We start from the raw sequence: 22,607 nt of genomic DNA, 5'->3' as shown, positions 1-22,607 counted from the left end.
ACGTGGCATTAGAAAACATTGTTGTAAAAGGGGCACGCTCTCATAATTTAAAAAACATTGATGTAACAATTCCGCGAGATAAGCTTGTTGTGTTAACAGGATTGTCTGGTTCAGGAAAATCTTCGTTAGCCTTTGATACAATCTATGCAGAGGGACAAAGACGTTATGTTGAGTCACTCTCTGCGTATGCTCGTCAATTTCTCGGGCAAATGGATAAGCCGGATGTTGATGCCATTGAAGGGTTATCACCAGCGATTTCGATTGATCAAAAAACAACGAGTCGCAACCCACGTTCAACCGTGGGAACGGTCACCGAAATTTTTGACTACTTGCGTTTGTTGTATGCACGAATCGGAAAACCTGTCTGTCCGAAGCATGGCGTGGAAATTTCGTCGCAAACGATTCAACAAATGGTTGATCGGATCGTCCAGTATCCAGAGCGGACGAAAATGCAAATTCTCGCTCCGCTTGTTTCCGGTAGAAAAGGGACTCATGTGAAAGTGCTTGAGGATATGAAAAAGCAAGGATACGTCCGTGTCCGTGTTGACGGAGAGATGCGGGAAGTGGCCGAAGAGATTGAACTTGAGAAAAATAAGAAGCATAGCATTGAAGTAGTCATTGACCGCATTGTGATCAAAGATGGCATACATACTCGTTTAGCCGATTCCCTAGAATCAGCACTCACCTTAGCAGATGGACGAGTACTAGTTGATGTGATTGGGGAGGAAGAATTGCTGTTTAGTCAGCATCATGCTTGTCCTGAGTGTGGTTTTTCCATTCCTGAACTTGAGCCAAGAATGTTTTCATTTAATAGTCCTTACGGGGCTTGCCCTTCTTGTGATGGCCTTGGTCATAAGCTTGAGGTCGATCTTGATTTAGTTGTCCCAGATCGTACGAAGTCCTTGAGTGAGAATGCGATTGCGCCTTGGGAACCGACGAGTTCACAATATTATCCACAATTGCTTCAAGCGGTATGCGATCATTATCAAATCGATTTGGATACACCTGTCGACCAAATTCCCGAATCACTCTTTGACAAAGTGTTATATGGAAGCGGCAAAGAAAAAATCTATTTCCGCTATGAAAATGAATTTGGCCAAATACGCGAGAATTTAATTGTGTTCGAAGGGGTCGTCAACAATATCTCTCGCCGTTATCATGAGACAAGTTCTGATTATATTCGTGAACAAATGGAAGCGTATATGACTCATAAACATTGTCCAGCTTGTAAAGGGTTTCGTCTTAAGAAGGAAGCACTTGCTGTTTTTATCGGGGGCAATCATATTGGACATGTTGCTTCGCTTTCTGTCAAAGATGCGAAAGTGTTTTTTGAACAACTAGAGTTGTCAGATAAAGACATAGCGATTGCTCGTTTAATATTAAAAGAAATCAATGATCGATTAGGCTTTTTAATGAATGTAGGTTTAGATTATTTATCATTAAGCCGCTCAGCTGGATCATTATCAGGTGGAGAAGCGCAGCGAATTCGCCTGGCTACTCAAATTGGTTCTTCCTTAATGGGCGTTCTCTACATTCTTGATGAGCCATCAATCGGGTTGCATCAGCGTGATAATGATCGGTTAATTAAAACACTTGAACACATGCGTAATTTAGGAAATACATTAATTGTCGTTGAACATGATGAAGATACGATGATGGCAGCAGACTTTCTAATTGATATTGGTCCAGGAGCAGGTGTTCATGGCGGTGAAATTACGGCACAAGGCACACCAGAAGAAATTATGAACAATGAAGATTCTTTAACGGGACAATATTTATCTGGGAAAAAATTTATTCCTGTTCCTAACATACGACGGCAGTCTGATGGCCGCTCCTTTTCTGTGAAAAAGGCAAGTGAAAACAATTTAAAAAATGTAAGTGTGACATTTCCACTTGGCTTGTTTATGGCAGTTACAGGCGTCTCGGGATCAGGGAAGAGTACGCTGATCAACGAAATTGTTTATAAATCATTAGCACAAAAACTACACAGAGCCAAAGACAAACCGGGCAGGCATAAAGAAATTGTCGGACTTGAAGAAATTGATAAAGTCATTGAAATTGACCAATCGCCAATTGGCCGAACGCCCCGCTCCAACCCTGCGACATACACAGGGGTTTTTGATGATATTCGCGACGTGTTTGCGATGACGAACGAAGCGAAAGTCAGAGGCTATAAAAAAGGTCGCTTTAGCTTTAATGTGAAAGGTGGTCGCTGTGAGGCTTGTCGCGGGGATGGGATTATTAAGATTGAGATGCACTTCTTACCAGATGTTTATGTGCCTTGCGAAGTGTGTGAAGGAAAACGATACAACCGTGAGACGCTTGATATTACGTATAAAGGCAAGACCATTGCCGATGTACTTGCGATGACGGTGGAAGAGGGGTTGGAGTTTTTTGCGAACATCCCTAAAATCAACCGCAAAATCCAAACGCTTGTCGATGTTGGTTTAGGATACATTCGACTTGGGCAACCAGCAACGACTTTGTCTGGGGGAGAAGCGCAACGAGTGAAACTCGCTTCTCAACTTCATAAAAGGCCGACAGGACGGACAATCTACATTTTAGATGAACCAACAACTGGACTTCATGTTGATGATATTGATCGTTTATTGAAAGTGTTGCAGCGACTCGTTGATAATGGCGATACCGTGTTAGTCATTGAACACAACCTTGATGTCATTAAAACGGTTGATCACATTATTGATTTAGGACCTGAAGGAGGCGACAAAGGTGGTCAACTTGTTGCACAAGGGACGCCAGAAGAAGTGGCTGAGGTCAAAGGATCTTATACAGGAACGTACTTAAAACCGATACTAGTGCGGGATAAACAACGGATGGATGCATTGGTTCGTGAAAAAGAATTGCAAAAGAATTAGAGAGAGTTTTCAAAAAAGTAAAGAGTTAATGGCTCTGCTCGCCGTGCGTCGTTTGAGAAAACCGCTCAAACGGCTTAAGAGAAAACGGCGGCTTTGCTCATTGCTTCATTTATCTTCAAAAAGGTAAAAATCAACCTTTTGAAGATAAATGAAACATGTTTTGCTATTCGTTCGTAATACAATAGTGTAGTAGTCGTTGTGTTGTGCTTTGCTTTGCTTTGCTCATATTTGAGAATGAGGGAGTGGGATTGTTGGAAGAACGGAAGATGATTTTAAAAATGATCGAAGACGGAAAGATTACGGCAGAAGAAGGAATTAAGCTCCTTGAAGCGATGGAAAAAACGGAGCCTGCTCAAACTCATAAAGTCGTTACTCCAGTATCAGAAGTGTCGACGGAGGTAAAATGGGATGAGGGCGATCGCTATCGTGAGCGTGCTCGTCAAACGGCTTCATCAACCACGAATTTGTTTACGTCATTTATCGAAAGTACAATCCAAAAAATCAAAGATGTTGACCTTGATTTTAATTTTGGATCTGCGGTTGAAATTGATCATATTTTTCAACATCGAGATGTTTCGCCGACGTCATTAGATATTTCACTAGAAAACGGCTCAATTACGTTTAAGCCTTGGGATGAGTCAGATGTGCGAGTTGAGTGTAAGGCGAAAGTGTATCGGGTAAAGAATAGTGAAGAGGCTCGTCGTATCTTTTTACATGAATCGACTTTTCGTGTAGATGAACGAAAGATGTTATTTCATACGAAAACGAAATCGATAAAAGTGCAAACGACTGTCTACGTTCCTCGCGTTACGTTTACGCATATTAAGTTGTATACGTTTAATGGACAAATTAGCGGCGATACCCTTGATGTCGATACACTTGATGTCAATGCAATGAACGGTGCCCTTTCGTTCTCTTCTGTGAAAGCGAAGAAAGTGATGGCGGAAACGGTAAATGGAGCGATTGAGTATAAAAAGGCAAATATTGATGTATTCGACGCGAAAACGATTAATGGTGGAATCACTTTAACAGGAATCGTCCAAGATTTTGATGCGGAGACGGTGAATGGTTCAATTACGTATGACTTGGATGAGTTAAAAGAATCAGGTTATGCAGATTTAAAAGCAACAACCGGTAGTATTCATTTGTCTATACCAAAAACAACTCGTGTAGAAGGGAAATTAAAAACAAATGTCGGTGGCTTTACCGTCGACCTTCGTGATTATGAAGTGCTCGAAGAAAAGAAAGAGTTTGCACAAAAATCATTAAGTTTCATCGGCAATCAACAATCGTCGCCACGAGTAAAGGTAAATGCGTTAACGAATACAGGGTCAGTACTTGTGAAAGATCAGTAGTAATATGGGGAAGGATTGGCCTCCTAGCTTCCTCTATAGCTGATGTCAAAACGGAAAGAACGTTTTGACATCAGTTATTCCGGGTAAGAGCGGAAAATGGTTAGGTAGTAAGAAAAACGAAGGCATCCGCCGGAATCCTTTCTTCGCTTGAGAAAGAACAGGAAAATAAGGTAGCTCTTACTTTGAAATGATCTGGCGGGAGCCAAGTTTTTCTAAAGAAAGAAGGTGATTTGTGTGAAGCGGTTGTTTCGTTCTCAATATGATCGCAAGCTTGCAGGTGTTTGTGGGGGGCTGGCAAATTATTTGTCATTAGACCCAACAGTCATCAGATTATTAGCTGTGATTCTATTTTTTATAACAGGATTTTTTCCTTTTATCATTGGTTACATTATAGCGATTGTGCTTATTCCGAATGAAGAGGATGTGAGGGATTAATGCGCTGGATTATTGGTCTCATCATTAATGCATTGATTTTAATCGGGATTGCTTATTTATTTAATGGTTTTTACTTATCAGGATTTGGTGCGGCGATGATCGCCAGTTTGCTTTTATCGATTGTGAATGCGATCGTCAGACCGATTCTTGTTGTATTAACATTGCCAATTACTATTTTGACGCTTGGGTTCTTTTTATTCATCATTAGTGCGATTACATTAATGCTGACAGCTGCCTTAATGGGAAGTGCGTTTGTCATTGATGGATTTGGAATGGCGATCCTCGCGGCAATTCTCATTGCGATTATTCAAACGTTTGTTGTAAAACCGATTCGCAAGCGGAGATAACATACGCGTTGTGCTACGAGTTTTGATCATGCAAGATAAAAAATCCTCACAAAGTTATTTTTGTGAGGATTTTTGTCTGTTTAGGTTTAGCTCTACAGACGTAATTTGCACCAATTAGTAGTGAGAACGGGAAAACGGCCATAGGCAATCATCATCGCTGAAATAACTGACATCTAAGCAAGAGCACCCCTAGATTTGGCCTTCGTTAGAGAAAAAAATACGAGTTCTTATGATGTTGTTGCTATAAATTTCGTTTTAGGAAAAAAAGATTGGGCAAGTATGAAATGATTTCAGTTAAAACATGCTAAAATGGAAAACGTACTCACTGAGTTAGAAATGCATATGAGATAGTGAAGGTGGGATTAGCAAATGGCAAAGGTAACAGCAAATGATTTATTAGAACGTTTTAATTTAGAACTTGTAGCAGGAGAAGAGGGCATTTATCGTCCGATTACAACTAGTGATCTTTCGAGACCAGGAATCGAGATGGCTGGTTATTTTACGTATTATCCTGCAAAGCGACTTCAGCTTTTGGGGAGAACGGAGCTTTCCTTTTTTGAACAATTAAAGCAGCATGAAAGAGAAGAAAGAATGTTGAAGTTATGTACATATGATACGCCTTGTATCATTATTTCTCGTGGACTAGCTGTTCCAAATGAATTAATAGAAGCCGCTGAAAAAGTGGGTGTGCCTTTACTACGTTCACATATCCCGACAACTCGTTTAAGTAGTAGCATTACGACTTTCTTAGATAGTGAATTGGCCCCAATGACGGCGATCCATGGAGTACTTGTTGATATTTATGGAATTGGCGTTTTGATTACGGGTAACAGCGGAGTCGGGAAAAGTGAAACCGCTCTTGACCTCGTCCGACGTGGACATCGACTAGTGGCTGATGATTCGGTTGAGATTCGTCAAGAAAATGAAGGAACACTTGTAGGGCGATCACCTGATTTGATTCAACATTTACTTGAAATACGTGGCTTGGGCATTATTAACGTGATGACGTTATTTGGAGCGGGGGCGGTGCGTCCATTTAAGCGGATTGTTCTTTGTATTAATTTAGAACTTTGGGATCAAAAGAAAGCTTATGATCGATTAGGATTAGAAGAAGAAAAAATGAGAATCATTGATACAGATATAACCAGGTTAACCGTACCGGTTCGCCCAGGTCGAAATTTAGCGGTTATTATTGAAGTAGCAGCGATGAACTTCCGTCTAAAACGTCTTGGATATGATGCAGCACAAGAGTTTTCAGCGAGATTAACCGATGTGATTGAAGAAGGAGATCACGAGGAATTTCGTTAATCTGGAATTTATGGCGCCTGCTAATTAGTAGTGCGCTTTTTCGAAAAGAGTAGAACGTATGTATACCGGATGCTTACCTAATGGGTGGAAGGGCAAGACTGTAGAAAAAATCAGATTTTAAATTGTATATGTAGGGAGAGGCGAACAATGGAAGAAAACATAGAACCGTTAGGTCGGATTTTTCTAGAACTAGGGCCACTTACCATCTATTGGTATGGAGCTCTTATTGGGTTAGGAGTGTTTATCGGATATCTGATCGCAACAAAAGAGGCAGTGAAGTTAGGATATCCGAAGGAAACTTATGCAGATTTGCTTCTGTTTGCGCTGCCGATTTCCATTCTTTCAGCAAGAGTCTATTATGTCATTTTTAGATGGGAACAATTTGCGGATCATCCGATCCGTGCCTTCTACATTTGGGAAGGCGGATTAGCGATTCACGGAGGGGTCATCGGGGGGATGCTGACGGCTTACTTCTTTTGTAAGAAGCGCGGCTACTCATTTTGGCAAATTGCCGATATTACCGTACCAAGTTTAATCTTAGCACAAGCGATCGGTCGTTGGGGAAACTTCATGAACCAAGAAGTATACGGCGGACCTGTTACGAGAGAATTTTTAGAAGGTTTGATGCTTCCTGAATTTATTATTAATCAAATGTACATTAACGGGACGTATTATCATCCTACCTTTTTATATGAATCGATTTGGAATGTGTTAGGGTTTCTCCTGTTGCTTTATTTAAGACGTTTGAACTTGCGTCAAGGTGAAATGTTCATGACATATCTAGTGTATTACTCAGTTGGCCGTTTCTTCCTTGAGGCAGTACGCTTAGATTATTTATTAATCGGCGGAGTGTTAAAAACGGCTCAAGTCATGTCTATTATTCTCATTGTAGGAGCGATTATTTTTACAGTTTATCGTCGCATGCAACCAGATGTTCCGCGCTATCACGTGCCAGCGTTAACGGGTTCACCGAAACAAACAACGAACAAACAGAAACAGAAAAAGAAAAAGAAGAAAAAATAGAGAGAGAAACATATGGAGGGAGTAGCGCAATGGGGATACTAAAACGCGGGCTCTTTGTCGGGTTGCTGACGACTTGGACGCTCGGGAAAATCATTTTTCCAATTACGCTAATTGTAACGATATTAGGTTATACACCTGTGCTTGAATGGCTAGCTAAACTATTGGCGCCTGTTATGGGGTGGATTGGACTGCCAGGAGAAGCGGCGATTCCACTTGTTTTAGGCAATGTCTTAAATTTATACGCGGGCATCGGAGCGATTTTAACAATGGATTTGTCAGTGAAAGAAGTGTTTATCCTTGCGGTGATGCTCTCTTTCTCACATAACTTATTTGTAGAATCGGCTGTTGCAACAAAAGTCGGCATCAACATGTCCGTTGTTCTTGTTGTTCGAATTGGGTTAGCGATTTTCTCTGCTTTCCTCATCAACCTTGTTTGGAATGGGGGGCAAGAGCTAGCTCAGTATGGATTCGTCTCAAGTACAGGTCAACCTGAAGTAGATGGGTGGCTGGCGATTGCGTGGCAAGGGGTCACGAGTGCAACGCTTGGAATTATCCAACTAGCGATGATCGTCATTCCGCTCATGGTTGTTGTCCAAATTATGAAAGAACGAGACTGGCTAAAAGTAGTCTCAAAAGCAATGGCGCCTTTTACGAAAATGCTAGGAATTAAAGAAAATACATCTACAACGCTAGCTTCAGGGTTATTGTTTGGTCTTGCATTCGGTGCAGGGGTAATGATTCAGGCAGTGAAAGAAGACGGAGTTGCCAAGAAGGATTTGTATTTAGTCTTTATTTTTCTCGTTGCTTGCCACGCCGTTATTGAGGATACATTGATTTTCATTCCACTCGGGATTCCAGTTTGGCCGCTATTACTCATTCGAGTCATAACAGCGATTCTATTAACAATTGCGATTGCATTTGTTTGGAAACGGTCCGAGAAAAAACAAGAGATAGAGAGAGAGGGAGCGACATATGAACATTGATACGTTATTGTTTGATTTAGATGGTACGCTTATTAATACAAATGAACTGATTATTGCTTCGTTCCTGCACACACTCGAGCAATATAAACCAGGTGAATATACACGTGAGCATGCGATTGAATTCATTGGGCCGTCCCTTGCAGATAGCTTCGAATCAGTTGATTTCACTCGAGTGGATGAAATGATTCAAACATACCGTACGTTTAATCATGCGAAGCATGATGAGCTAGTAACAGAATATGAAGGTGTGTATGAGACGGTTGAACGGTTTCATAAAGAAGGCTATAAGCTAGCGATTGTCACAACAAAAATACGAAAAACGGCTTTAATGGGATTAAAACTAACGGGACTTGATCAATTTTTTGATGTTGTCATTGGTCTTGATGATGTCGAAAACGCAAAGCCAGATCCAGAACCACTTGAAAAAGCGCTGAACGCTCTTGGTTCGACAAAAGAAACAGCGATGATGATTGGCGATAGTCATTTTGATGTTCAAGCTGGTAAAAATTTAGGTGTGCCTACTGCCGTTGTTGGTTGGTCGATTAAAGGGGAAGAAAAGATTCAAACATTTGAAGCTGATTATATCCTTTCGAATATGCGTGATTTACTAGCGATAGTAGGAGTAGAAAAACGATGAGTAGAAAGACAGAGCGATATCCTGTGAAATCAGCGAATTCTCTCTGGCATATTTACAAAACCGTTCCTTTCTGGAAGGTGGTCAAAAATTTTATTGTCATTCAACTTTCACGTTACACACCTTTGATCGGCGTCAAGAACTGGCTATATCGTACGTTTCTCGGCATGAAAGTTGGCGATGAGACGGCGGTAGCATTAATGGTGATGATGGACATTATGTTTCCCGAACGTATTTCGATTGGGCGCAATTCCATTATCGGGTACAACACGACGATTTTAGCGCATGAATATTTAATTAAAGAGTACAGGCTAGGCGATGTAGTGATTGGTGATGGAGTCATGATTGGGGCAAATACAACGATCCTTCCAGGTGTAACGATTGGTGATGGTGCCATTGTATCGGCTGGAACACTTGTGCATCGTGATGTGCCAGCAGGGGCCTTTGTCGGAGGGAACCCGATGCAAGTTATTCGTGAAAAGGTAGAGGATTGATAAGGAGGCTGCCTAAAAAGGGTCTGACCCCAACTAGTCAGTGCGATATACGGGTGTTGATCTCTTATGAAGATCCCATATATTGTACTCTAAGGGTCAGACCCTTGAGTTTTGAAGCAGCCTCATTTTCATCGAGCCAGTTGATTTTTTTACCGTGAAATATTCGAAAACTTGCGCAATTCAAAAGAGTACCGTGGAAATTTAAACGAAACGGTTGACGATGTTTGTACATCAAGGTAAACTAAACACTATACTTTATCTTATTAGCACAGTAGCGAACTAAAGTAGAGAATTCCTATAATGGAAAAATAGGTATTTTGACAAAAAAGGCGAATGATGGGAAAGATAGAAAAATGATAGTGGGAATCTGCCGTGAGCAGACTACGGAGAAGAACGAAGGAGTGTAGTTGATGTCTAAGCCACTTATGTTTGAAAAACCGCTTGGAATGCGTGATACATTACCAGAAATGTATGAAATGAAGAAACAAATACGTGAGCAATTAGAAACAGAAATGTCCGGATGGGGTTATCAAATGATTGAGACTCCGACGTTAGAATATTACGAAACAGTGGGTCTCGCATCGGCGATTTTAGATCAGCAGCTGTTTAAGTTATTGGATCAGCAAGGAAATACGCTTGTGCTTCGTCCTGATATGACAGCACCTATTGCTAGGCTTGTCGCATCAAGCATGAAGGGAGAGGCGTATCCGCTTAGACTTTCTTATCAATCAAATGTGTACCGTGCTCAGCAGCATGAAGGTGGGAAACCAGCAGAATTTGAACAACTTGGAGTCGAGTTAATTGGAGATGGGACGGTAAGTGCAGACGGAGAAGTAATTGCGTTAATGGCGTCTGCGTTAAAACGTGCAGGATTGTCACATTTTAAAATTGCGATTGGTCATATTGGCTATGTGAATGCACTGCTGCTCGATATCGTTGGCGAACGAGCGGATGAGCTTCGTCGTTTTTTATATGAAAAAAATTATGTAGGATTCAGAGAACATGTGAAAAACTTGCCTATCTCCTCGATTGATAAAGGAAGACTACTCGGTTTGTTAAAACTACGTGGTAGCAAGGAAGTGCTTGAAGACGCAGCAAAGCTTGTTCAAACGGAAGAAGGAACAAAAGCATTAGCGGAGTTAGAAGAATTATGGAACGTGCTTGAAAGCTACGGTATTGAACAATATGTAAAGCTTGATTTAAACCTTGTCTTGCATATGAGTTATTATACAGGTGCGGTTTTTGAAGGCTATGGAAGTAATCTAGGTGTACCGCTTTGTAGTGGTGGCCGTTATGATGAGCTTCTTGGAAAGTTCGAGCGTCCTGGTCAAGCGACTGGATTTGGTGTCAGGCTTGATCTCCTCGTTGAAGCGATCGGTGAATTGGCAACAAAACGAAAAACAACGTGTATCGTTTTTAGTAAAGAAAGAAGAGCGGACGCATTCAAAGAGGCAGCAAGCTTAAGAGAAGCGGGCGAAGCCGTCGTTGTTCAAGACATTGCTGGTGTGAAAGATGTCGATGGGATGTCAGAGCAATTTACAGAAGTATACTACTACATTGGTGCAAAGAAAGGAGAAGCGTAAGATGTCAGATTGGTTAACAGTAGCGATGCCGAAAGGGCGAATATTTGAAGAAGCGTTAGAATTGTTACGTAAAGCCGGCTACAACTTGCCTGCTGAGTTTGATGATTCACGTAAATTGATTATTGATGTGCCAGAAGAAAACATGCGCTTTATCCTAGCAAAGCCAATGGATGTCCCGACGTATGTCGAACATGGAGTGGCAGATGTTGGAGTGGCAGGAAAAGATACGATGATCGAAGAAGAACGTGTCGTGTATGAGGTGCTTGATTTACAAATTAGTGAGTGCTATTTAGCGGTTGCCGGTCTGCCGGGGTATGAAAAGAAAGATATCAATCCGAAAGTGGCGTCGAAGTATCCAAACCTTGCGACGCAATATTTTAAAGAGCAAGGCGAACAGGTTGAAATCATTAAATTAAATGGTTCAATTGAGTTAGCACCATTAATTGGTCTTGCTGATCGAATTGTTGATATCGTTTCAACAGGTCGCACGCTTAAGGAAAATGGCTTAGTCGAGCTTGAAACAATTGTTCCGATTACATCACGCTTAATTGTTAACCCGGTCAGCTATCGCATGCAAGATGAGCGAATTGACGAAATGGTCGAGCGTCTGTCTCGAGTGATTGAGGGGGATGAACGATGAAAATCGTGAATGTTGGAGCGAATGTCAGCATTAAACGTGATATCGATACAGGAACCGATAAGCAACGCGCAGCGGTTGAGATGATCATAGCCCAAGTAAGGGAGCAGGGAGATCAGGCGTTGTTTGATCTGACCAAAAAATTCGATGGAGCAGATCTTAGTAGTTTGAGAGTGACAGAAGCAGAGCTTGAAGGAGCATATGCTGACATCAATGATACGTTAATCGAAGCACTACGCGAAGCGATTACAAACATCCGTGATTTTCACGAACGTCAAAAGCGCCAATCATGGTTAACGACAAAAGAAGATGGAACGATCCTCGGTCAAAAGGTGACGGCACTCGATTCTGTTGGCGTCTATGTTCCAGGAGGAAAAGCGTCCTATCCTTCGTCGATTATGATGAATGTCATTCCCGCTCAGGTAGCGGGTGTCGAGCGAATTGTGATGGTTTCTCCAGCAGGAGCAGATGGCATGCTTCCAGCGAGTGTATTGGTGACAGCGAAGGAACTAGGAGTGAAAGAAATTTACAAAGTAGGCGGCGCTCAAGCCATTGCCGCTCTTGCTTATGGAACTGAGTCTATTCCTGCAGTCGATAAAATAACAGGACCTGGAAACATCTATGTTGCTTTAGCGAAACGAGCGGTATTTGGAAAAGTCGATATCGATATGATTGCAGGTCCAAGTGAGATTGTCGTGTTAGCCGATGAGTCTGCGGATCCACGCTATATTGCGGCAGATCTATTATCTCAAGCTGAGCATGATGAACAAGCATCGGCCGTATTAGTAACGACATCAAAGCTACTAGCTGAGAACGTGGCAAAAGAAGTGCAAAAACAACTTACAACGTTACCAAAGCGTGAGATTGCGGGAGCCTCGATTCGTGACTACGGTGTCATTTATATAGCTCGTGATTTAGTTGAAGCACTTGATGTTGTTAATGAACTTGCGCCAGAGCATCTTGAATTGTTAACAGAAGAACCGATGAATTTGGTCGGGAAAATCCGTCATGCAGGTGCAATTTTTGTAGGACCATACAGCTCAGAGCCGGTTGGTGATTATTTTGCTGGACCGAATCATGTTTTGCCGACAAACGGAACAGCTCGATTTTCAAGTCCGTTAAATGTTGATGATTTCATAAAAAAATCAAGCATCATCGCTTATAGCAAGCAAGCGTTAGAAGAAAATGGACATAAGATTTCTGCACTGGCACGATTAGAAGGATTAGAAGCACATGCACGAGCAATTGATATTAGGTTGGAGGACAAGTAAATGACAGAAAGACGCGCACAAATTGAACGGAATACAGGAGAAACGCAAATCAAACTTGATTTTACAGTTGATGGAGAAGGGAAATCAGAACTTGAAACAGGCGTCCCTTTTTTAACACATATGCTGGACCTTTTTACAAAGCACGGTCATTTTGATTTATCGGTTAATGCAAATGGCGACACCGAAGTCGACGATCACCATACAACAGAAGATATCGGAATTTGCCTTGGTCATGTAATAAAAGAAGCATTAGGTGATAAAAAAGGAATTCGTCGTTACGGAAATGCGTTTGTTCCAATGGATGAGACGTTAGCGCAAGTCGTCGTTGATTTAAGCAATCGACCTCATCTTGAGTTTCGTGCAGAATTTCCGAGCCAGAAAGTCGGGACGTTTGATGTCGAGCTTGTTCATGAATTTATGTGGAAGCTAGCTCTTGAGGCACGAATGAACTTACATATTATCGTTCACTACGGTCACAACACGCACCACATGATTGAAGCGGTATTTAAGGCACTCGCACGTGCACTAGATGAAGCAACGAGTATCGATGAGCGGGTCAAGGGAGTCCCGTCGACGAAGGGAATGTTGTAAGATGATCGGCATTGTTGATTACGGCATGGGAAACTTGCACAGTGTAAGCAAAGCACTGGAGCGTTTAGAGCTAGACTACATTTTAACGGATGATATCGAACAATTGAAAATGACCGATGGACTTCTTCTTCCAGGAGTAGGGGCATTTCCAGATGCGATGAAGACACTGAATAAAATGGGGTTGACTCCCTTTTTGCAAGAATGGGTAGGCTCTGGCAAACCGCTTCTTGGCATTTGTCTTGGCATGCAGCTATTGTTTGATGAAAGTGATGAACACGGGCTAACAGAAGGGTTAAAACTGCTTCCTGGTCGAGTGGAGCGTTTTGTTGGTCATACGGTGAACGGAGAAATGTACAAAGTTCCACATATGGGCTGGAATAAGCTGTCGTTTCACAAGCCTGACCACAAGCTTTTACTAGATGTCGAAGAGGGACATGTTTATTTTGTTCATTCGTATGTTGTGAAGCATAAAGACGAGGACGTGTTACTTGCTTCAAGTGAGTATGACGTAACTGTACCCGCTGTTGTTGGTCGAAACAACGTCATGGGAACGCAATTTCATCCAGAAAAAAGCAGTCATGTTGGCATGAACATTCTTCGTAACTTCGGGGAGCTTGTGACGCAAGGAGGAGAAAATCGTGAGTAACTTTATTATTTATCCAGCGATTGATATGAGAGACGGCAAGTGCGTGCGTCTTGTGCAAGGTGATTATGATCAAGAGACGGTTTACGGTGATTCCCCGTTTGATATGGCAAAAGTTTTTGCTGATGCCGGAGCAGAATGGATTCACATGGTTGATTTAGACGGAGCAAAAGCAAAGAAACGTGTGAATCATGAGCATGTCCTCCGTGTCGCAAAAGAACTCAATGCAAAGGTACAAGTCGGCGGCGGGATTCGGACAGTTGAAGATGTGGCATTTTACCTCGAGCAAGGCGTTGACCGTGTCATTCTTGGCAGTGTTGCAGTGAACAACCCTGAATTTACGAAAGAAATGCTTGCTACATACGGGGGAGAGCGAATTGCCATTGGTTTAGATGCTCGTGATGGATATGTTGCGACAGAAGGATGGCTCGAAACGTCGTCTGTCAAAGCGGAAACATTGGCGCAGGAGTTAGCACGTCACGGTGCAGAGGTGTTTATTTTTACCGATATTTCACGTGATGGTATGCTATCAGGTCCAAATACGGAGGCGATAACAAGTTTAGCCGAAGCAACAGGTAAGCAAGTAATCGCATCTGGTGGGGTCAGTTCACTTGCTGATTTAACAGAGCTTCGCGAGCGGAAAAACCGTGGTGTGAGTGGAGCCATTGTTGGCAAAGCCCTTTACACAAATCAGTTTACATTAGAAGAAGCGCTACAAGGAGGCGAATAGGATGTTAACGAAACGAATCGTTCCTTGTTTAGATGTAAAAGATGGTCGCGTTGTAAAAGGAATTCAGTTTGTTGACTTACGAGACGCTGGTGATCCTGTTGAGCTAGCTGCGTTTTATGATGAACAAGGTGCTGATGAGCTTGTTTTCCTTGATATTTCTGCTTCGCATGAAGGTCGTGAAACGATGGTGGAAGTCGTGGAGGAAGTCGCTGGTACGCTGGCAATTCCATTTACCGTAGGTGGAGGGATTAACTCGCTTGAAGACATGAAGCGAGTGTTGCGTGCTGGAGCAGATAAGGTGTCGTTAAATACAGCAGCAGTGAAGCGCCCAGAATTAATTAAAGAAGGGGCCGACTTTTTCGGATCGCAGTGCATCGTTGTTGCGATCGATGCGAAATACGATGAAGAACTAGGGTCATGGCGGATTTTTACACATGGAGGACGCCAAGCAACAGACTGGGAAGTAACGGCATGGGCGAAGGAAGCGGTGCGTCTTGGTGCAGGTGAGATTTTGTTAACGAGTATGGATCAAGATGGAGCGAAAACTGGCTTTGATCTGGCGCTAACAAAAGCTGTCAATGCAGCTGTCACGGTACCGGTAATTGCTTCAGGCGGTGCAGGGAAAAAAGAAGACTTTGCTGATGTGTTTAACGATGCACAGGCGGATGCAGCGCTCGCGGCATCGATCTTTCACTATAAAGAAACATCGGTCGCAGAAGTGAAGACGTATTTAAAAGAAAAGGGTGTGACCGTACGATGAGCATTGAAACGATTAAGTTTGATGAAAACGGGCTTGTTCCGGCTATTGTGCAAGATGCCGCGAGTAAAGAAGTGTTAACGTTGGCCTATATGAATAAAGAATCGCTAGAAAAGTCACTTGAAACGAGAGAGACATGGTTTTATTCGCGTTCGCGGCAGGAGCTATGGCACAAAGGGGCGACCTCTGGAAATACTCAGCAAATTGTTGATATGCGCTATGATTGTGATGCCGACTCGCTTGTTGTGTTGGTCGTACCTGCAGGACCTGCTTGTCATAAGGGAGAGTATTCTTGCTTTGCTGATTCGTTATTTGACGAGCAAGCCGTTCGTGTGAATCCAACTCGTTTTGCAATCATTGACGAGCTTGAACAAGTCATTGCCAAAAGAGAAGCAGAAATGCCAGAAGGAGCTTACACAACGTATTTGTTTGATAAAGGTGTAGACAAAATATTAAAGAAGGTCGGCGAAGAAGCAGGAGAAGTCATCATTGCGGCGAAAAACCGTGATCCTGAAGAATTGAAATGGGAAGTCGCTGATTTGCTGTACCATGTTTTAGTATTGTTACGTGAACAGAAATTACCATTAGATGAAGTATTGGCTGTTTTAGAAGAACGACATAAATAACAGAATAGCTTTGAGAAAGGGTCTGACCAGCTTGCACCATATGTGGTGTATTAAGAGGTCAGGCCTTTAAGTTTTTCTTAAGCTAGAATCCCGTTCCCACTTTAGTGAAAATGATGTATACTAGGTGCAACGAAATGAGAAGCTGGAGGTAACAAAACTTCATGGATGTAACACCAAAAAATGAACAAGAAAACCGTAAAGTCGTCCCTTTGTTTCAAAGTGGCGATTATTTCTTTCATCGTGGAATCGAAGCATATCGAAAGAACCATTTGCAACGTGCGATTAAACTTTTAGAAAGAGCCGTGAAATTAACAAATACAGAACCGGTTTTTTATGTTCAATTAGCAGCCGTTCTATCAGAGATTGGGGAATATGAACGGTCAAATGAAATTTTGCATAATGTGTTGGCTGAAAAAAAAGATGTAGCAGAGTGTTATTTTTTTATGGCGAATAATTATGCGTATTTAGGTCTTTTTGAAAAGGCGGAGCGAATGACGCTGCGTTACTTGGAATTAAGTCCGAATGACCGGTTTACAGAAGATGCAAAAGACCTTTTGGAGCTGCTCAGATTTGAACGAGAAGAGGACGATGAGTGGGATGATCTCGACGGAGATGAAGATGAATTAATTGCACAATATGAACGTGCTCGTTATTTATTAAGGCAGGGAGAAGTTCAGGCATCCATTCCTGTATTGCAAGCAATCATTGATGAACATCCTACTTATTGGGCGGCGTATAATTATTTAGCTGAGGCTTTATTTCGGATAGGGGATGAGTCGGCGTCATTTGAGATTTGTGAGACGATCCTTGAAAAGGATACAGGAAATCTCTTTACCGTTTGCAATTTAGCTTTGTTTTATCAAAAAAATGGGGATGCTAAAAGCGCTGAACCATTTATTAACGCATTACGCCGCGTCTATCCTCTTGATAGTGATCATTATGTGAAAGTGGCTGAAACGCTTTGTGCGGTAGGCGAATATCAATTAGCGTATGACCGTTTAAAAGAGTTAGATGAATGGGAATTGGAGCATCGTTCGGAACTGCTTTACTGTTTTGGGGTTACTCTTTATCATATAGGCGATCATAAAAAGGCAACAGTAATCATTCAGCGTGCGGTCAGACAAGGATCGAAACAGGCTGAAACCATTATAAAAAGTAATGCGATCATTGAAAGGAAACAAGAGCTAATTAAGTATGATATGTGGGTTAACTAACTGAGCAGGAAAATAGACACGGTTCGTATAATCCGCTACGATATGAGAGAGAAAAAACATAGATGAGTCAATGTGTATTTTGAAGGAGTGGATCAATATGAGTGATGAAAAAATTTATGATGTTATCATAGCTGGAGCTGGTCCCGCAGGAATGACAGCTGCTGTTTACACGTCACGTGCAAGTCTTTCAACGATAATGCTAGAGCGTGGGATTCCAGGTGGTCAGATGGCGAATACTGAAGATGTTGAAAATTACCCTGGATTTGATCACATTCTTGGACCAGAGCTCTCAACAAAAATGTTTGAGCATGCAAAGAAATTTGGTGCGGAATATGGCTATGGTGATGTGAAAGAAATCATCGACGAGGGTGATGTAAAAACAATTAAAGCTGGAAGTAAGCAGTACAAAGCGCGCGCCGTAATCGTTGCAACAGGTGCGGAATACAAGAAAATAGGAGTTCCGGGTGAGAAAGAATTAAGCGGACGGGGTGTTTCCTATTGTGCCGTTTGTGATGGTGCTTTTTTCAAAGGAAAAGAGCTAGTAGTTGTTGGTGGGGGAGACTCTGCAGTTGAAGAAGCGGTCTATTTAACTCGTTTTGCTTCTAAAGTTACGGTTGTTCATCGTCGTGATGAGCTTCGCGCACAGAAAATATTACAACAACGTGCCTTTACTAATGACAAAATTGATTTTATTTGGAATCATACGATCAAAGAAATCAATGCAGAAAATGGAAAAGTCGGAAGTGTCACATTAGTTAGCACTGAAAATGGGGAAGAACAAGAATTTAAAACAGATGGTGTATTCATTTATATCGGCATGTTACCTCTTAATGAAAGTGTTAAAAATTTAGGGATTACCAATGCTGATGGCTATGTAGAAACAAACGAAGAAATGGAAACGAAAATACCAGGTATTTTTGCAGCTGGAGATATTCGTGAGAAATCGCTTCGTCAAATTGTAACAGCAACAGGTGATGGTAGTTTAGCGGCACAAAATGTTCAGCATTATCTTGAGAGTTTGGGTGAGAAGTCAAAGGCGTAGTAGGCCTTAAAAGAAGGCACCGGCTACGCTCATCGCTTCGATTCAATACAAAAAGGGAAAATCATCCTTTTTGTATTGAATCGTTAATGCTTCTGTAACATGGTTGAAATATAAAAAGGGTAAGATATAAATAAGTAATTGACCCCCTTTTTTATATAATTTGCACGGACACTTTGTCCGTGCCCTTTTTTTTATACCGCTTTTCCTCTGTTTAAATTAAGTTCCCTGATACTAGCAATTGTTAGACCTTTCAATTAATTGTATAATGAAGTTATTGAACGTGAGGTGAGACGGTTGCAGCGGATTACGAATTGTGTCTTAACAAAAAACGATAAAGCATTATTATTACAAAAACCAAGTCGTGGCTGGTGGGTTGCACCTGGTGGTAAGATGGAACTTGGTGAATCAATAAAAGAATCAGCAGAGCGCGAATTTCGTGAGGAAACAGGTTTGCAGGTCGAAAACGTAAACTTGCGAGCAGTCTTCACAATCGTGATCGTAGAGAATGATCAACCCGTAAACGAATGGATGATGTTCACGTTTCAGGCAACAAGCTATAAAGGGCAACTGTTTGAACAGTCTCCAGAAGGGAAATTGGAGTGGAAGAACATAAGTGAAGTTGCAAAGTTACCAATGGCAGCTGGAGACAGGCATATGTTTTCACATGTATTGCACGATCAAGGGGTTATGCATGGAACGTTTTATTATACAACAGACTTTGATTTAGTGTCTTATCGATTATCAACAGAGTAGAATAAAGGGGTGAAGAGGTTGACGATCGAGCAGGAAGAAATTCAAATTGTGATTATTACAGGAATGTCGGGAGCTGGTAAGACAGTTGCTGTACAAAGCTTCGAGGACTTAGGTTATTTTTGCGTCGATAACCTACCTCCAGCCCTCATTCCTAAGTTTATCGAGTTGATTGAAGGCTCGAATGGAAAAATGAATAAAGTGGCGCTTGTGATTGATTTGCGTGGACGAAAGTTCTTTGATCATCTTTTTGAAGCGATCGATATGATTAGTCTTTCTCCCCACCTTCATTTTAAATTACAAATTCTTTATCTAGATGCAAAGGATGCAAAACTTGTTCAGCGTTATAAGGAAACAAGGCGATCGCACCCACTTGCTCCCAATGGATTACCACTTGAAGGTATTCGATTAGAGCGTGAAATGTTAGAGGAAATGAAGGGAAGATCGCAACAAATTATTGACACGACTGATATGAAGCCGATTCAGTTACGAGAAAAAATTATCCAAAGATTTTCAACCAATGAGCGCCATCCATTTTCAGTAAACGTCATGTCGTTTGGCTTTAAATATGGAATGCCGATTGATGCCGACCTTGTTTTTGATGTTCGCTTTCTTCCTAACCCGCACTATATCGATCAGATGAGACCGAAAACAGGTCTTGAAAAAGAAGTATCAACTTACGTATTGAAATGGACTGAAACGCAGCAGTTTATTGAAAAATTAATGGATCTGCTCAAGTTTATGCTTCCGCAATACAAGCGTGAAGGGAAGAGTCAAGTAGTCATTGGCATAGGTTGTACAGGCGGGAAGCATCGTTCGGTTACATTAGCAGAGTACTTTGCTGAGGCTTTCGCAGATGAGTATGTGGTTCATGTGAGCCATCGTGATATTGATAAAGACAAAAGGAAGGAACCATCGAAGTGAACAAAAAAAATGTTGTGGTAATTGGAGGGGGAACCGGCTTATCAGTGTTACTACGAGGATTAAAAACGTTTCCTGTAGAAATATCTGCTATAGTGACAGTTGCTGATGATGGCGGTAGTTCCGGTCGCCTGCGAAAAGAGCTAGACATTCCTCCTCCTGGAGATGTAAGAAATGTATTAATTGCATTAGCGGAAGTAGAGCCACTTATTGAGGAGTTATTCCAACATCGTTTTTCAAATGGAAATGGTTTATCTGGTCATTCACTAGGTAATCTTTTGCTAGCAGGAATGACGTCAATTACAGGTGACTTTTCACGAGGAATCGTAGAATTAAGTAAAGTGTTAAATGTAAGAGGGAATGTCTTTCCAGCTGCGAATCGTAGTATCGTTCTTCATGCTGAAATGGAAGATGGGAGCGTTGTCACAGGGGAGTCGCTAATTCCACTTGAGAAAAAGCGAATTAAACGAGTGTTTTTAACACCGGAAAATGTTCCTCCCTTACAATCTAGTATTCGAGCAATAGAAGAAGCGGATATTATTGTGTTAGGACCTGGAAGCCTTTATACAAGCGTTCTTCCGAATTTACTTGTGCCAGGAGTTGTAAAAGCGATTGAAAAGGCCAAAGCTCGTAAAGTTTATATTTGCAACGTGATGACGCAAAGTGGTGAGACGGATCAATATTCTGCTGCGGATCATCTACAGGCAATTATTGATCATTGTGGTACGGAACTAGTTGATGAGGTGATTGTTCATGGTTCAACTGTTTCAACCGAGGTTCGGTCACGTTATGCCGAAGAAGGGGCTGTTCCAGTTGAGATTGATGAAGAGCGCTTACAGTCATTAGGAGTTTCAATTATCCGCGATCACTTTGTTACAGAGTTAGGAAATATGCTTCGGCATGATGCAATAAAGGTTTCAAAAGCAATTTTACGTGTGTAAGAGGATGAGCATAAAGACTATCCAAAGTAGAGTTCGTGTCAGCTTGAACACATATTATAAATAGCCAATGTACGTGTAGGAATTTTCTTTAGATCGAAAGCTTTTCTTGCTTTCATGTGAAATGCTTTGTGCAAACATAAGGCAGATACGTGCTACATGGCTGAAAGGAGTGAGGACCGTGTCCTTTGCAGCCAAAACAAAAAAAGAACTGACACAACTAGAACAAGAAGACTGCTGTGCCACAGCAGAATTAGCTGCACTTATTCGTATGAATGGTTCTCTTTCGTTTAGTCAAATGAAACTTGGTTTAGATGTTACGACAGAGAATGCTGCGATTGCAAGACGAATTTACACTCTTATTAAGCGGGTGTATCCATCGATGTTTGTCGAGCTTCTTGTTCGAAAAAAGATGAGATTAAAAAAGAACAACGTGTATCTTGTTCGCATGCAACACGAGGCAAAAGAGCTGCTCGAACTTCTAGGGATATTAGGAGAAGGGTTTGTCTTTCTTCGTACGATTTCAAAAAAATTAACAAAATCAAATTGTTGCAAGCGAGCTTATTTACGAGGTGCCTTTTTAGCTGGAGGGTCCATTAATCATCCAGAGACTTCATCCTATCACTTAGAGGTATTCTCAATTTATGAGGAACATAATGATTCATTATGTGAATTAATGAACGAATATCAATTAAATGCAAAAACATTGGAACGTAAAAAGGGTTTCATCACGTATATGAAAGAGAGCGAAAAAATAATCGAGTTTTTAAATATTATTGGTGCTCATCAAGCGTTGCTCTATTTTGAAGATGTTCGAATCATGAAAGGTATGCGAAATTCTGTAAATCGACTAGTGAATTGTGAAACCGCAAACTTAAACAAGACAGTTGGAGCAGCGCTTAGACAAGTGGAGAATATTCGATATATTGATCGAATGATTGGACTTGATCAACTCCCTCCGAAACTAAAAGAAATTGCCGAGTTACGAGTGTTGCATCAAGATGTTACTCTCAAAGAGTTAGGGGAAATGGTTGATGGAGGAACGGTTAGCAAATCTGGTGTGAATCATCGCTTACGAAAAATTGACCAAATTGCAAACAAACTTAGGAATGGTCAAGCATTTGAAACATGAAAAAAATCGAATATAAATATGGTATGAGGGGGAGATTAATATGGTAAAAAAGGAAGTAACAGTTAAAAGGAAAGCGGGTTTACAAGCAAGACCAGCCGCATTATTTGTGCAGGAAGCTAGTCGATTTTCATCCGAGGTATTTATTGAAAAAAATGAAAAAAAAGTAAATGCCAAAAGCATTATGGGCTTAATGAGCTTAGCTATGGGTCATGGCACAACATTTACGCTTGTAATAGATGGAAACGACGAGACTGAGGCACTTGAAACGTTAAGCGCTTTTATTGAAACAGAATAATGATAAGGGAAGACGCCGATTA

General features: G+C 41.5%; 24 protein-coding genes. All 24 read left to right on the top strand.

The features are described from left to right. Positions 1-2 precede the first annotated feature (2 nt). The gene (uvrA, locus tag SAZ04_RS11970) at positions 3-2,876 is read left to right on the top strand and encodes an excinuclease ABC subunit UvrA (RefSeq protein WP_332695384.1); all 2,874 of its coding nucleotides are present in this window, start codon (positions 3-5) and stop codon (positions 2,874-2,876) included. A 242-nt stretch (positions 2,877-3,118) separates the two neighbouring features. Beyond that, a complete protein-coding gene (locus SAZ04_RS11965; RefSeq protein ID WP_332695382.1) occupies positions 3,119-4,231 on the top strand; it encodes a DUF4097 domain-containing protein in 1,113 nt (370 codons plus the stop codon). Positions 4,232-4,465: 234 nt separating this feature from the next. Then, positions 4,466-4,666, top strand: coding sequence for a PspC domain-containing protein (locus SAZ04_RS11960; RefSeq protein ID WP_332695380.1), 201 nt, complete (start codon positions 4,466-4,468; stop codon positions 4,664-4,666). After that, positions 4,666-5,013 carry a phage holin family protein gene (locus tag SAZ04_RS11955; RefSeq protein ID WP_332695377.1) on the top strand — a complete coding sequence of 116 codons (348 nt, stop codon included), beginning with the start codon at positions 4,666-4,668 and terminating at the stop codon, positions 5,011-5,013. Before SAZ04_RS11960 ends, SAZ04_RS11955 begins: the two co-directional genes overlap by 1 nt. 369 nt (positions 5,014-5,382) lie before the next feature. Beyond that, entirely contained in the window at positions 5,383-6,321 is a 939-nt protein-coding gene (hprK, locus tag SAZ04_RS11950; RefSeq protein WP_332695375.1) for an HPr(Ser) kinase/phosphatase, read from the top strand. Between the two features lie 147 nt (positions 6,322-6,468). Beyond that, positions 6,469-7,344: a prolipoprotein diacylglyceryl transferase gene (gene lgt, locus SAZ04_RS11945; RefSeq protein ID WP_332695373.1), complete on the top strand. Its 876-nt coding sequence runs from the start codon at positions 6,469-6,471 to the stop codon at positions 7,342-7,344. A 29-nt stretch (positions 7,345-7,373) separates the two neighbouring features. Further along, entirely contained in the window at positions 7,374-8,327 is a 954-nt protein-coding gene (locus SAZ04_RS11940) for a nucleoside recognition domain-containing protein (RefSeq protein ID WP_332695371.1), read from the top strand. Further along, entirely contained in the window at positions 8,317-8,964 is a 648-nt protein-coding gene (ppaX, locus tag SAZ04_RS11935; RefSeq protein ID WP_332695369.1) for a pyrophosphatase PpaX, read from the top strand. The genes SAZ04_RS11940 and ppaX overlap by 11 nt, the downstream gene beginning before the upstream one ends. Beyond that, complete coding sequence (locus SAZ04_RS11930) at positions 8,961-9,455, top strand: acyltransferase (RefSeq protein WP_332695367.1); 495 nt, start codon at positions 8,961-8,963, stop codon at positions 9,453-9,455. Before ppaX ends, SAZ04_RS11930 begins: the two co-directional genes overlap by 4 nt. 410 nt (positions 9,456-9,865) lie before the next feature. Continuing rightward, the gene (locus SAZ04_RS11925; protein WP_332695365.1) at positions 9,866-11,038 is read left to right on the top strand and encodes an ATP phosphoribosyltransferase regulatory subunit; all 1,173 of its coding nucleotides are present in this window, start codon (positions 9,866-9,868) and stop codon (positions 11,036-11,038) included. A gap of 1 nt (position 11,039) precedes the next feature. Continuing rightward, positions 11,040-11,678, top strand: coding sequence for an ATP phosphoribosyltransferase (gene hisG, locus SAZ04_RS11920; protein WP_332695363.1), 639 nt, complete (start codon positions 11,040-11,042; stop codon positions 11,676-11,678). Next, positions 11,675-12,946 (top strand): histidinol dehydrogenase, encoded by a 1,272-nt coding sequence (gene hisD, locus SAZ04_RS11915; protein WP_332695361.1) that lies wholly within the window; start codon positions 11,675-11,677, stop codon positions 12,944-12,946. Before hisG ends, hisD begins: the two co-directional genes overlap by 4 nt. Continuing rightward, entirely contained in the window at positions 12,947-13,537 is a 591-nt protein-coding gene (gene hisB / locus SAZ04_RS11910) for an imidazoleglycerol-phosphate dehydratase HisB (protein ID WP_332695360.1), read from the top strand. A 1-nt stretch (position 13,538) separates the two neighbouring features. Continuing rightward, positions 13,539-14,183: an imidazole glycerol phosphate synthase subunit HisH gene (gene hisH, locus SAZ04_RS11905; protein WP_332695358.1), complete on the top strand. Its 645-nt coding sequence runs from the start codon at positions 13,539-13,541 to the stop codon at positions 14,181-14,183. After that, a complete protein-coding gene (hisA, locus tag SAZ04_RS11900) occupies positions 14,176-14,910 on the top strand; it encodes a 1-(5-phosphoribosyl)-5-[(5-phosphoribosylamino)methylideneamino]imidazole-4-carboxamide isomerase (RefSeq protein ID WP_332695356.1) in 735 nt (244 codons plus the stop codon). The genes hisH and hisA overlap by 8 nt, the downstream gene beginning before the upstream one ends. A 1-nt stretch (position 14,911) precedes the next feature. Beyond that, entirely contained in the window at positions 14,912-15,670 is a 759-nt protein-coding gene (gene hisF, locus SAZ04_RS11895) for an imidazole glycerol phosphate synthase subunit HisF (RefSeq protein WP_332695354.1), read from the top strand. Next, the gene (hisIE, locus tag SAZ04_RS11890; RefSeq protein WP_332695352.1) at positions 15,667-16,293 is read left to right on the top strand and encodes a bifunctional phosphoribosyl-AMP cyclohydrolase/phosphoribosyl-ATP diphosphatase HisIE; all 627 of its coding nucleotides are present in this window, start codon (positions 15,667-15,669) and stop codon (positions 16,291-16,293) included. The genes hisF and hisIE overlap by 4 nt, the downstream gene beginning before the upstream one ends. 161 nt (positions 16,294-16,454) lie before the next feature. Then, positions 16,455-17,507, top strand: coding sequence for a tetratricopeptide repeat protein (locus SAZ04_RS11885; protein ID WP_332695350.1), 1,053 nt, complete (start codon positions 16,455-16,457; stop codon positions 17,505-17,507). 97 nt (positions 17,508-17,604) lie between these two features. Beyond that, complete coding sequence (gene trxB / locus SAZ04_RS11880; RefSeq protein ID WP_332695349.1) at positions 17,605-18,549, top strand: thioredoxin-disulfide reductase; 945 nt, start codon at positions 17,605-17,607, stop codon at positions 18,547-18,549. 285 nt (positions 18,550-18,834) lie between these two features. Next, positions 18,835-19,302 (top strand): NUDIX hydrolase, encoded by a 468-nt coding sequence (locus SAZ04_RS11875; protein ID WP_332695475.1) that lies wholly within the window; start codon positions 18,835-18,837, stop codon positions 19,300-19,302. A gap of 18 nt (positions 19,303-19,320) precedes the next feature. Next, positions 19,321-20,223 carry an RNase adapter RapZ gene (gene rapZ / locus SAZ04_RS11870; RefSeq protein WP_332695346.1) on the top strand — a complete coding sequence of 301 codons (903 nt, stop codon included), beginning with the start codon at positions 19,321-19,323 and terminating at the stop codon, positions 20,221-20,223. Further along, positions 20,220-21,161, top strand: coding sequence for a gluconeogenesis factor YvcK family protein (locus SAZ04_RS11865; RefSeq protein ID WP_332695344.1), 942 nt, complete (start codon positions 20,220-20,222; stop codon positions 21,159-21,161). The genes rapZ and SAZ04_RS11865 overlap by 4 nt, the downstream gene beginning before the upstream one ends. A gap of 178 nt (positions 21,162-21,339) precedes the next feature. Next, the gene (whiA, locus tag SAZ04_RS11860) at positions 21,340-22,290 is read left to right on the top strand and encodes a DNA-binding protein WhiA (RefSeq protein WP_332695342.1); all 951 of its coding nucleotides are present in this window, start codon (positions 21,340-21,342) and stop codon (positions 22,288-22,290) included. 40 nt (positions 22,291-22,330) lie between these two features. Further along, positions 22,331-22,585: an HPr family phosphocarrier protein gene (locus tag SAZ04_RS11855; RefSeq protein WP_332695340.1), complete on the top strand. Its 255-nt coding sequence runs from the start codon at positions 22,331-22,333 to the stop codon at positions 22,583-22,585. Positions 22,586-22,607 lie beyond the last annotated feature (22 nt).

Origin of the sequence: Halalkalibacter lacteus (genome assembly GCF_036663595.1) — a bacterium.
GTDB classification, from domain to species: Bacteria; Bacillota; Bacilli; order Bacillales; family Bacillaceae_D; genus Halalkalibacter; species Halalkalibacter lacteus.
This window is presented reverse-complemented; position numbering and strand designations above follow the sequence as displayed.